8 protein-coding genes are annotated in these 11,472 nt (G+C 75.0%); 3 read left to right on the forward strand and 5 right to left on the reverse strand.

All coding sequences use genetic code 11. The features are described from left to right. The first annotated feature begins 97 nt into the window (after nucleotides 1-97). Nucleotides 98-1,252 carry a glycerate kinase gene (locus ABZY44_RS10685; protein WP_356652085.1) on the forward strand — a complete coding sequence of 385 codons (1,155 nt, stop codon included), beginning with the start codon at nucleotides 98-100 and terminating at the stop codon, nucleotides 1,250-1,252. Nucleotides 1,253-1,446: 194 nt separating this feature from the next. Here the strand turns inward: ABZY44_RS10685 and ABZY44_RS10690 are convergent, their stop codons facing one another. After that, nucleotides 1,447-2,058 carry a cysteine hydrolase family protein gene (locus ABZY44_RS10690; RefSeq protein WP_356652087.1) on the reverse strand — a complete coding sequence of 204 codons (612 nt, stop codon included), beginning with the start codon at nucleotides 2,056-2,058 and terminating at the stop codon, nucleotides 1,447-1,449. Nucleotides 2,059-2,492: 434 nt separating this feature from the next. Between ABZY44_RS10690 and ABZY44_RS10695 the strand changes: the two genes are divergently transcribed. Then, complete coding sequence (locus tag ABZY44_RS10695) at nucleotides 2,493-3,488, forward strand: helix-turn-helix domain-containing protein (protein ID WP_356652089.1); 996 nt, start codon at nucleotides 2,493-2,495, stop codon at nucleotides 3,486-3,488. Between the two features lie 266 nt (nucleotides 3,489-3,754). Next, entirely contained in the window at nucleotides 3,755-6,475 is a 2,721-nt protein-coding gene (locus tag ABZY44_RS10700; protein ID WP_356652202.1) for a SpoIIE family protein phosphatase, read from the forward strand. A gap of 208 nt (nucleotides 6,476-6,683) precedes the next feature. Here ABZY44_RS10700 and ABZY44_RS10705 read toward each other — a convergent pair whose 3' ends face one another. The 4 genes from ABZY44_RS10705 to ABZY44_RS10720 form a co-directional block, all read right to left on the reverse strand. Then, complete coding sequence (locus ABZY44_RS10705) at nucleotides 6,684-7,274, reverse strand: GNAT family protein (protein ID WP_356652205.1); 591 nt, start codon at nucleotides 7,272-7,274, stop codon at nucleotides 6,684-6,686. 57 nt (nucleotides 7,275-7,331) lie between these two features. Then, nucleotides 7,332-9,392 carry a SpoIIE family protein phosphatase gene (locus ABZY44_RS10710; RefSeq protein WP_356652091.1) on the reverse strand — a complete coding sequence of 687 codons (2,061 nt, stop codon included), beginning with the start codon at nucleotides 9,390-9,392 and terminating at the stop codon, nucleotides 7,332-7,334. Between the two features lie 140 nt (nucleotides 9,393-9,532). Then, complete coding sequence (locus tag ABZY44_RS10715) at nucleotides 9,533-10,045, reverse strand: O-acetyl-ADP-ribose deacetylase (RefSeq protein ID WP_356652093.1); 513 nt, start codon at nucleotides 10,043-10,045, stop codon at nucleotides 9,533-9,535. Next, the gene (locus ABZY44_RS10720) at nucleotides 10,045-11,463 is read right to left on the reverse strand and encodes an NAD(P)/FAD-dependent oxidoreductase (protein ID WP_356652095.1); all 1,419 of its coding nucleotides are present in this window, start codon (nucleotides 11,461-11,463) and stop codon (nucleotides 10,045-10,047) included. Before ABZY44_RS10720 ends, ABZY44_RS10715 begins: the two co-directional genes overlap by 1 nt. Nucleotides 11,464-11,472 lie beyond the last annotated feature (9 nt).

Here is an 11,472-nt window from a genome sequence, read left to right on the forward strand (position 1 = left end):
CGCCGCGTGTGACCCAGGCCACCCATGGGCATAGGAGGATCCTCCGGATAGGCTCAGTGGTGGCGCGACTGCACTGTTCGATAGCAAGGGATCAGAAGTGACGGACGGAGCAGTAACTGAGACCGCGCGCGTGCTCATCGCCGCGGACAAATTCAAGGGCTCGCTCACGGCCGTACAGGTCGCGGAGCGGGTGACGGTCGGCCTTCGCAGGGCCGTGCCGGGCGTGGAGATCGAGACCCTCCCCGTCGCGGACGGCGGCGACGGTACGGTCGCGGCCGCCGTCGCGGCCGGTTTCGAACGCCGGGAAGTCCGGGTCACCGGACCCCTCGGAGACCAGGTCACAGCCGCTTTCGCGGTCCGCGGGGGCACCGCGGTGGTCGAGATGGCGGAGGCCTCCGGCCTCCAGCTGCTGCCGGCGGGTGTCTTCGCCCCGCTGACGGCCACCACCTACGGCTCCGGCGAGCTGCTGAAGGCCGCGCTCGACGCGGGAGCGCGCTCGATCGTCTTCGGTGTGGGCGGCAGCGCCACCACCGACGGCGGCGCGGGCATGCTGGCCGCGCTGGGCGCGGTGTTCCTGGATGCGAACGGTGAACCGGTCGGTCCGGGCGGCGGCGCGCTGGCCACTTTGGCCTCGGCCGACCTGTCGGGCATCGACCCGCGCATCAGGGACGTCGACTTCGTCCTGGCGAGTGACGTGGACAACCCTCTGACGGGTCCGAAGGGCGCTCCGGCGGTCTACGGCCCGCAGAAGGGGGCGTCGCCCGAGGACGTGGCGACGCTGGACGCGGCGCTGGCGCACTTCGCGGCGGTCCTGGAGAAGTCGATCGGCTCCCTGGCCGCGGAGGCGGCGGACTCACCCGGCGCCGGCGGTGCGGGCGGCATCGGCTACGGCGCCCTGCTGCTCGGAGCCTCCTTCCGTCCCGGCATCGAGCTGATGCTCGAGGTGCTGGGCTTCGCGCCGGCCCTGGAGCGGGCGACGCTCGTCATCACGGGTGAGGGCTCGCTGGACGAGCAGACCCTGCACGGCAAGGCTCCGGCCGGTGTCGCGGCGGCGGCCCGCGCGGCGGGCAAGGAGGTCGTCGCGGTCTGCGGCCGCCTGCTGCTCACGCGGGAGGCGCTCCAGGCGGCCGGGATCCGGCGGGCGTACCCGCTCACGGAGATCGAGCCGGACCCGGCGGTGTGCATCGCGAACGCGGGCCCGCTGCTGGAGCGGGTCGCGGCGAACATCGCGGCCGACGTCCTGCGCCCCTGAGTGCGGGAGGCCCGGACCCCCGGCACACGCCGGTGGGGGTCCGGGCCTCCGCCGTTTCCCGGCCGACGGCCGGTCACCACCAGGTTGCCGTCCGGAGTGCGCCGTGCGAGCTCGCCGGTGCGGAAGACGTCGGCCCGGACCGCGGTCCGCCGGCGGAGGGACCGGAGCGGCCGCGGTGGCCCGGGGTCCGCGTCCTACGGGGTGACGCGCGTGCGGGCCGCTTCGACGAGCCGGCCGGTGGTGACGATCCGGGCGAACCCGCCGCCCTGGAGGTTGACGGCGGTGGCGGTGGCGAGCTGGTCGGCCGTCAGTCGCGGCGCGTCCGGGAGGTCTTCAGCGGCCAGGTCGAAGGTGTGGGTGGCGTCGAGGGGGACGAGGACCTCGTAGCCCAGGTTCCCGGCCATCCGGGCGGTGGTCTCGACGCACATGTTGGTCTGGATCCCCGTGACGACGACCTGTGCGGCGTTCTGCCGGGTGAGCCAGTCGGCCAGGTCCGGGGTGCCGTAGAAGGAGGAGTTCACGGACTTGGTGACGTGCAGGGCGGCCCGCCCCGCGCGCTCGGCGACGAAGTCCTTGAGGGCGTACCCGGGCCCGTCCGGCGCGAGTACGGAACCGGCTTGGCGCGAGGCGTGCCGGACGATCACCACCGGCCGCCCGGACCCCTGCCAGGCGTCCATGAGTGCGGCGATGTTGGCCTCGGCGGCCGGATTGTTGCGCGGGCCCCAGAAGTCGGCGTCGTCGAAGCCCTTCTGGACGTCGATGACCAGCAGGACACTGTTCGCGGCGATCTCGATCTCGTTCGTCATGCCTTCATCCTCGGCGGCGCCCGGCCGCCGCAACAGGACCGGCCGGGACCCGGACCGATGGGATCCTGCCAGCCTGGCAGGGTCGCGCGGGAGGCTTCACCGGCCGTCGCCGGAGCCGCCGACCCGGCAGGACGTACGCGCCCCCGCCGGAGCCGGGGCGGCCTCCCGGGCACGTCCCGGCCGGGCCCCACCACACAGCTCCCCGCAAGCCCCCGAAAGCCCGCACCGGCAACTTGCCGGCCTGCGGACGCAATCCCCTCCCGGCGGCCCCCGGGCAGCCTTCCGCGACCTCGGGAGGCCCGAGGAGCGCCCCGAAGGGCTCCCGCAGCCTTCGCATCCCGCCCCGGTAGTCCCCCCGCGTGACCCCCGGGCCGCCGCCCCACGCGCCCTCGGAACCCCCTGGGCGGCGGGAACGGCCGTGGCAGACTCACGTCATGCACCGCGTCGCGATCGTCGTCCAACCCGGCATCCGCGCCTTCGACCTGGCCGTCATCACCGAGGTCTGGGGTCCCGACCGCAGCCCGCTCGGGGTCCCGCCCTTCGAGCTGCGCCGGTGCGCCCTGACCCCCGGTCCGATCCCGCTCCCCGGCGGGCTGGAGCTGACCCCCGACCGGGGGCTCGACTGGCTCTCCAGCGCCGACCTGGTCGTCGTCCCGGCCCTGGCCCAGCCTTGCGATCCCACCCCGGAGCCGGTCCTCGCCGCCCTGCGCGACGCGCACGCCCGGGGCATCGCGACGGCCGCCCTGTGCGCGGGCGCGTTCATCCTCGCCGAGGCCGGCCTGCTGGCGGGCCGCCGGGCCGTGACCCACTGGTCGCTGGCCCCGACGCTGGCCGGCCGCCATCCGGCCGTGCGGGTCGAGGAGGCCCCTCTCTACGTGGAGGACGGCGGGTTGTGGACCTCGGCCGGGGTCGCCTCCGGCATCGACCTCTGCCTCCACCTGGTCCGCCGGGCCCACGGAGCCGAGGCCGCCGCCGCCATCGCCCGCTCGATGGTGACGGGCCCCTTCCGCACCGGCGACCACGCCCAGTACCTCGACCGTCCGACCCCGGCCGCCGACCGGACCGCCGAGGCGCTGGCCTCCGTACGGGAACGGGCGCTGGGGCGCCTCCGGGAGCCGCTGGACGTGGCCACGCTGGCCCGGTGGGCGGGGATGTCGCCGCGCTCCTTCGCCCGGCACTTCGCCGCCGCCACCGGCACCACCCCGCACAAATGGCTTCTCGGCCACCGTCTGGACGAGGCCCGCAAACTGCTGGAGCGGACCGACCACCCGGTCACCGAGGTGGCCCGGCGGACCGGCTTCACCAGCGAGGTCACCTTCCGCCAGCACTTCACGGCGCACGTCGGCACGAGCCCCCGCGCCTACCGGGCGGCGGCTACCGCGTCAGGGCCTCCCCCCAACCCCACGGACAGTGTTAGAAATGGCTCATGACCGGACGAAATGGCTCGCCCCCGGGCCGTGAGGGGACTCCCCAGGACGGACCCCCGTCCGAGCCCCCGTCCGGACCCCCGTCGGAGCCCCCGTCCGAGCCCCCGTCGGAGCCGCCTTCCGGGCCCCCGTCCGAGCCGCCTGCCGGCTTTCCTCCCGGACCGGCCGGGGCCGGGAGCGGGCGCCCCCGGCGCGGTGCCCCGCGCCGCGGTCGCGCAGCCCGGTTCGCGCACTGGTTCGCGCGCCCCTTCTGCAAGCTTTCCGCGGGCCTGTCACTCGGCGCGCGCAGTGTCGCCGGCCAGGTCTTCGCCCTCCAGGCCGCCATCGTGCTGGTGCTGATCACCGCCGCCGCACTGGCCCTCTTCCTCCAGGCCCGCTACGACAGCCAGCGCGACGCCCGCAACCGCTCCCTCGCGGCCGCGGAGGCCTTCGCCCACGCCCCGGGCCTCCCGCTCGCGCTGAAGTCCGCCGATCCCACCTCCGCGCTCCAGTTCCTCGCCGAGGGGGCCCGCCGGGACTCCGGCGTGGACTTCATCGCGGTGCTGGACACCGACGGCACCCGGTACACCGACTCCCGCCCCGAGCTGATCGGCCGCCGCTCCACGGGAGACTTCTCCCGGGCCCTGGCCGGGCACGCCTTCACCGAGACCTTCAAGGGGCAGCCGAGCGACGTGGTCCGCGCGGTCGTACCCGTGGAGGACGCCTCCGGCACGGTCGTCGGCCTGGTCTCCACCGGCATCGAGGTCGCCAACGTCGGCGACGTCGTCGAGGGACAGCTACCCCTGCTCGTCGGCGCGGCGGGCGGCGCGCTGCTCCTCGGGACCGGCGGCGCCGCCCTGGTCAGCCGCAGGCTGCGGCGCCAGACCCGGGGCCTCGGCGAGGCCGAGATGATCCGGATGAACGAACACCACGAGGCCGTGCTGCACGCCGTCCGCGAGGGCGTCCTCATCATCGACGCCGACGGCCTGCTCGTCCTCGCCAACGACGAGGCCCGCCGCCTGCTCGGCCTGCCGGCCGACGCCGAACAGCGGCACGTCGGCGACCTCGGCCTCGACCCGCGGACCGCCGCGCTGCTCGCCTCGGGGCGGGTCGCCACCGACGAGGTGCACCTGTCGGGTGACCGGCTCATCGCCGTCAACGTACGGCCGACCAAGACCTTCGGCGGCCGCCCCTCGGGCACCGTCATGACCCTGCGCGATTCCACCGAGCTCGCCGCGCTCTCCGGCCGGGCCACGGTGGCCCGTGACCGCCTGCAGCTGCTCTACGACGCGGGCGTGCGCATCGGGACCACCCTCGACGTGGTGCGCACCGCCGAGGAGCTGTCCGAGGTGGCCGTCCCGCGCTTCGCCGACTTCGTCACCGTGGAGCTGCTCGATCCCGTCCTGCGGGGCGAGGAGCCCACCCTCGGCTCCCACGTCGAGATGCGCAGGGCCGCGATGAGCGGGGTCCGCGGCGACCAGCCGCTGCAGCCCGTCGGCGACACCATCCGTTTCGTGGTGCCGACCGCGCCGATGGCGGCGGCCCTGGACGCGGGGCGGGCGGTCCTCGCCGCCGATCTGAGCGCGGCCTTCGGCTGGCGGGCCCAGGACCACGACGGGACCCGGGTGGCCCTCGACTACGGCCTGCACTCGTTGATCGCCGTGCCGCTCCAGGCGCGCGGCGTGGTCCTCGGCATGGCCAATTTCTGGCGCGCCGACACCCCCGAGCCCTTCGACGAGGAGGACCTGTCCTTCGCCGAGGAGCTGGCGGCGCGGGCCGCCGTCTCCATCGACAACGCCCGCCGCTTCACCCGCGAGCACGCGGTGGCGGTGACCCTCCAGCAGAGCCTGCTGCCCCGGGCCCTGCCGGAACTGAGCGCCGTGGACGTCGCGTTCCGGTACCTGCCCGCGAAGGCGGGGGTGGGCGGGGACTGGTTCGACGTGATCCCGCTGGCCGGGGCCCGGGTCGCCCTGGTCGTCGGGGACGTGGTCGGGCACGGAGTGCACGCGGCCGCGACCATGGGCAGGCTGCGGACCGCCGTCCACAACTTCTCCACCCTCGACCTGCCGCCCGACGAGCTGCTCGGGCACCTGGACGAGCTCATCGACCGGATCGACCAGGACGAGTCCGCCGGCGGCGCGGGCCCCGGCCGGGGCGACGTGGCGGGCGAGGCGTCGGGCGTCACGGGCGCCACCTGCCTCTACGCGGTCTACGACCCGGTGTCCGGCCGCTGCGCCATGGCCAGCGCCGGGCACCCCGGCCCCGCCCTGGTCCGCCCGGACGGGCGGGTGGAGTACCCCGAGCTGCCGATCGGGCTGCCGCTGGGCGTCGGCGGGATGCCCTTCGAGGCCGTCGAGCTGGACCTGCCCGAGGCGAGCCGGCTGGTGCTGTTCACCGACGGGCTGCTGGAGGACCGCGAGCGCGACTTCGACACCGGCCTGGGCCTGCTGACCGAGACCTTGTCCCGGCCGGACCGCAGCCCCGAGCAGGCCTGCGCCGACGTACTGGCCGCGCTGCTGTTCCCGGCGCCGAGCGACGACATCGCCCTGCTCGTCGCGGACACCCGGCGGCTGCCGGCCGAGCGGATCGCGGAGTGGGCGGTGCGCCCCGACCCCTCCGACGTCTCCCGGGTGCGCAGGGCGGGTGCGGCCCAGCTCGCCGCGTGGGGCCTGGAGGGCGTCTCCTTCACGGCCGAGCTCATCCTCAGCGAGCTGATCACCAACGCCATCCGCTACGGGACCGCGCCGATCCGGGTCCGGCTGCTCCGCGACCGCGCCCTGATCTGCGAGGTCTCCGACGGCAGCAGCACCTCTCCGCACCTGAGGTACGCGGCCACCACCGACGAGGGCGGCCGCGGCCTGTTCCTCGTCGCCCAGTACGCGGAACGCTGGGGCACCCGCTACACGGAGCGCGGCAAGGTCATCTGGGCCCAGCTCCCCCTGAAGGACGCGGCGGAGCCGACGCCCCCGGCCTTCCCGGACCTGGACTCCCTCGAGGACCTGGCCTGGTAGCCGCCCGCGGGGACCCGCACCGCCCTCCCGTACGGCGGGCCGCACGGGCCCGACCCGTCTTCGCGACCTGCCGCACCGGTGCGGCCCGTGCTTCGCCACGGCCGCCCTCCATCCCTCTCGAAAGGGGTTGGCCGCCGCATTGATCTCGGAAGCGGTCCGGTCCCGGCCGGGCCCGTCTGCGATGGGCCACCCGCCGCCGCCCGGGCCGTCAGAGCCGGGCGGCCAGACGCGCCTTCGCCTCGGGCCATTCGTCAGCCAGCAGGGAGAAGTACACGGAGTCGCGCCACGTGCCGTCCGGACGCCGGCGGTGGCGGCGCAGGACGCCCTCGCGCCGGGCGCCGAGGCGGGCGATGGCGGCCTGGGAACGGGTGTTGAGGTGATCGGTCTTCAACTGGACGCGGCCCATGCCGAGATCCTCGAAGGCGTGGGTGAGCAGGAGCAGCTTCGCCTCGCTGTTGACCGCGCTGCGCCAGTACGCGCGCCCGTACCAGGTCCAGCCGATCTCGAGCCGCTCGTTGGCCGGGCTGATGTCCAGGTACGTGGTCCAGCCGATGGCCCGGCCGCTCTCGAGGTGGATCACGGCGAAGGGGAGGTAGTCCCCGGCCAGCACCTCGTCGAGCGTGGCGCCCAGCTCCGCCTCGGTCCTCGGAGCCGGGCCGCCCTGCCACCTCCACACCTCCTCGTCGCCGCCTCCGGCCAGGTAGAGGTCGGGGAGGTGGCTCCTGCTGAGGGGTTCCAGGCGGACGTGGCGGCCGGTGAGGGTGATGGGCGACGGCGACTTGGCCGAGGGCGCAGGCATGACGGACATGACGCAGACGATATCCGGCCATTGCACTAGACGCAATCCCTCTTTGCCCTAGGGCAATTCCAGGGTGCGGGCCAGCAGGACCGCCACGTCGTCCTGCGGGGCGGCCGGGAGGAGCCGGGCCAGGATGTCGTCGCACAGGGCCTCCAGCGGCTCCCCCGCGCCGTTCAGGGCGGCCGCCAGGCCCGCCATGCCCTCGTCCAGGTCCCGGTCCCGCGACTCGATCAGCCCGTCCGTGTAGAGCACCAGCAGGCTCCCCGGGGGCAGCAGCACCTCCTCGGTGCGGAACTCCCGGCCGCCCGTGCCGAGCGGGGCTCCGGGCGAACCGTCGAGGAAGCGCACGGCTCCGGCCGCCGTGACCACGGCCGGCGGCGGATGGCCCGCGCGGGCGATGACGCACACGCCCGTCCCCGGGTCGTGGACGGCGTAGACGCAGGTGGCCATCTCGTCCTCGCCCAGGTCGGCCACCACCGCGTCGAGCGAGCGGAGCATCTGCTCCGGTTCCACGGCGTGGCGCGCCAGCGTCCTGACCGCGGTGCGCAGCTGGCCCATGACCGCGGCCGCGTGGACGCCGTGGCCCATCACGTCGCCGATCACCAGCCCGGTCCGGCCGTCCGCGAGCTCGATCACGTCGAACCAGTCGCCGCCCACGTCCTGGTCGCTGGCGGGCAGGTAGCGGCCGGTCAGTTCGAGGCCGGCGACCTCGGGCAGCGCGTTGTTGGTGAGGCTGCGCTGCAGCATCAGGGCGGCCGCCCGCTGGGTGGTGTACATCCGGGCGTTGTCGATGTTCAGGGCCGCCCGCGCGACCACCTCGTCGATGAGCACGCAGTCCTCGTGGTCGAAGACCTCCCGTCCGCGCACCCGGGTCACCACCACCACGCCGAGCACCCGGCCGCGGGCCACCAGGGGGACCATCCGGGCGCAGCCGAGGGTGGCCAGGTAGGCCCGCAGCGCGGCCGCGCGCGGATCCCTGATCAGGGCCGGGATGTCGGCCGTGTACAGGTTCATGGCCTGGCCCTCGGTGATGACCTGCTCGTAGGCGGTGCCCACCGGGATCTGGAAGGTCTGGCCGGCGACCAGCTTGGCGGTGGGCGCCGCCGAGTCCGGGAAGGCGGCGGCCAGCCGCCGGAGCACGCCCCTGGTCGAGGCGGCGGCCTCGTCGGGCTCCAGCACCGCTTCCAGGAGCTGTACGTCGGCCGAGTCCGTGAGCTGCGGTACCAGCACCTCCACGATCTCCTGGGCCGTCTGGCTCAGGTCCAGCGTGGTGCCGATGCGGGTGCCGGCCTCGGCGAGCAGGGCGAACCGGCTCCGGGCCCGCTCGGCCTCGGCCTGGGCGCGCTGCCCCTCGGTGATGTCGATGAGGGAGGCGATCACGCCGAGCGGCCGCCCGGAGCCGTCCCGCAGCGGGGCGTACGAACAGGACCAGGTGTGGTCGTGGTCGGGGTCGGCCGAGGTGCGGCCGGTGCGGCGCACGTCCACGACGGCGGTACCGCGCGTCAGCACCTGCCGCATGAGGCGCTCGAGGACGGCGGCGTTGACCCCGGGCACGACCTCGCTGAGCCGTTTGCCGACGTGCTCGGCGGCCGACATGCCGTTCATCCGGGCGAGGGCGTCGTTGACGCGCACGAAGCGCAGGTCGGTGCCGAGGGTGCCGAGGCCGATGGGCGACTGGGTGAACAGGCTCTGGAGGGCGGCGAGCGAGTCGCGCATCCGCAGGACCTGGGAGGTCTCCACGGCGATGAGCATGGCCCCCGTGCGCCCCTGCGGATCGGGGGCGGGCACGATCCACATCTCCATCGGGACCCGGTGGCCGTCGCGGTGGCGCACGGGCAGGGTGCCGACGACGGTCTCCCCGGCCTGGACCCGGCGGGTCAGCTGGGCGGCGAGCTCGTGGTTGGCGTCGGGGACGAGCACGGAGGAGCCGAACCGGCCCAGGATGTCCTCGGGCCGGTGGCCGAGCAGGTCCTGGGCGGCCAGGGACCACTCGACGACGCGCCCGTCGGCGTCCTCCCGCCACAGGGCGATCGGCAGCAGCTCGCTCAGCACGCCGGCGTACCCGACAGCAGCCACCGGCTGGTCCGGTACCCCGCTCGTCTCCTGGTACGTGTCCACTGTGCCGACCTCACCCCGGGGGGCCCGATTCCTACCGAATCACACTAACCGAGGGTGCGGGGAGCGGCGCTGTGTCGGGCCCGGGACGGCCCTGGCCCACGGGGCCGCCCGGGCGCCGGCCCGCGCCCCGCCCCGCGGCGCTAAGCGCCCACCGCCGCCTCGAACGCCTCGAACGCCCGCTCGTCGAACAGCACGAAACGCACCTCCTCCACCGCGGTCGGAGTCGCCCGTACGGTCTCCACCGCGATCCGTGCCCCGTCGTCCATGGGCCACCCGTAGATGCCCGTGGAGATCGCAGGGAAGGCGAGGCTGCGGGCCCCCAGCTCGTCCGCGACGCGCAGCGACTCCCGGTAGCAGGAGGCCAGCAGCTCCGAGCGGTCCTCGTCCCGCGACCAGACCGGCCCGACGGTATGGATCACGTGCGCGGCGGGGAGCCTGCCGGCCGTGGTGGCGACCGCCCGGCCCGTCGCCAGGCCCTTGCCGTAGTGGGAGCGGCGCAGGTCCTCGCAGGCGGCGAGGATCTCCGGGCCGCCGCGCCGGTGGATGGCCCCGTCGACCCCGCCGCCGCCGAGCAGCGAGGAGTTCGCCGCGTTGACCACGGCGTCCGTCGTCTCCGCGGTGATGTCGCCGCGGACGAGCGTGATGCGGGGCATCAGGATCCCTCTCGAAGGTGGCGCCAGACGGCCTTGGCCGCGTTGTGGCCCGACATGCCGTGCACTCCGGGGCCCGGCGGGGTCGCCGAGGAGCAGAGGAAGACGGCCGGATGGCTGGTCGAGTACGGGGACAGCGAGAGCCTGGGCCGCAGCAGGAGCTGGAGCCCGGTGGCGGCGCCGCAGGCGATGTCCCCGCCGACGTAGTTGGGGTTGCGGGCGGCGAGCTGCGGCGGGCCGGCCGTGGCGCGGGCGAGCACCAGGTCGCGGAACCCGGGGGCGAAGCGCTCGAGCTGGCGTTCGACGGCGTCGGTGAGGTCACCGCCCCAGCCCGCCGGGACGTGCCCGTAGACCCAGAAGGTGTGCTTCCCCTCGGGCGCCCGGCCGGCGTCGACGAGGCTGGGCTGCGCGGCGATGAGGAAGGGCGTGCGCGGCGCCCGCCCGCTGGAGGCCAGCTGCAGGGCGGCGTCGATGTCACGGGTGCGCGGGCCGATCTGTACGGTGCCGGCCCGGCGCGCCTCTTCGGCGGTCCAGGGGACGGGCCCGTCCAGGGCGTAGTCCAGCTTGAACACGGACGCGCCGTACCGGTAGCCGTCGTACACCCGTCCCAGGCGCGCGATGCGGGCCAGCGCGGTCGGCGAGGTGTCGAAGACGTACGCCCGGGCCGGCGGGAGGTCGTCGAGGCGCTTGACCTCGAAGCCGGTGTGGACGGCGCCGCCGAGATCGCGCAGGTACCCGGCGAGGGCGTCCGAGATGGCCTGCGAGCCGCCGCGCGGCATGGGCCAGCCGCCCGCGTGCGCGGCGAGGGCGAACACCAGGCCGACGGCGCTGGTGCCGATCCCGCCGAGCGGGGCGATGACGTGCGCGACGAGCCCGGCGAACAGGGCGCGGGCCCGGTCGTCGCGGAAACGGCTCAGCAGCCAGGTGGAGGGCGGCAGGCCGACGAGCCCGAAGCGGGCGAGGGTGACGGGGTCGCGGGGCAGGGCGGTGCCCGGCAGGGACATGAAGTCCCGGGCCAGGGTGTCCCATCGGCCCAGGAACGGCTTCACCAGCCGCCGGTACGTGCCCGCGTCGCGCGCCCCGAAGGACGCGGCCGTCTCCGCGACGGAGCGGGAGAGCACGGCCGCGGTGCCGTCGTCGAAGGGGTGCGCCATGGGCAGGGGGGCGTGCAGCCATTCCAGCCCGTACCGCTTCAGGGGCAGGGTGGCGAAGACGGGTGAGCCGGCCCCGAGCGGGTGCACCGCCGAGCAGGGGTCGTGCCGGAAGCCGGGGAGGGTGAGCTCCTCGGTCCGGGCTCCGCCGCCGACGGTGTCAGCGGCCTCGAAGACGGCCACCGAGAAGCCGCGGCGGGCCAGTTCGACGGCGGCCGTCAGCCCGTTGGGCCCCGCCCCCACCACGACCGCATCGAGAATCGACGGCACTTGCGACTC

It is taken from the genome of Streptomyces sp. NPDC006544 (assembly GCF_040611715.1).
In the GTDB taxonomy this organism is placed as follows: Bacteria; Actinomycetota; Actinomycetes; order Streptomycetales; family Streptomycetaceae; genus Streptomyces.

Coding starts and splice junctions, on each gene's coding strand:
- ABZY44_RS10690 (WP_356652087.1), bottom strand. CDS start 2,058: ATGACGAACGAGATCGAGATCGCCGCGAACAGTGTCCTGCTGGTCATC.
- ABZY44_RS10695 (WP_356652089.1), top strand. CDS start 2,493: ATGCACCGCGTCGCGATCGTCGTCCAACCCGGCATCCGCGCCTTCGAC.
- ABZY44_RS10705 (WP_356652205.1), bottom strand. CDS start 7,274: ATGCCTGCGCCCTCGGCCAAGTCGCCGTCGCCCATCACCCTCACCGGC.
- ABZY44_RS10715 (WP_356652093.1), bottom strand. CDS start 10,045: ATGCCCCGCATCACGCTCGTCCGCGGCGACATCACCGCGGAGACGACG.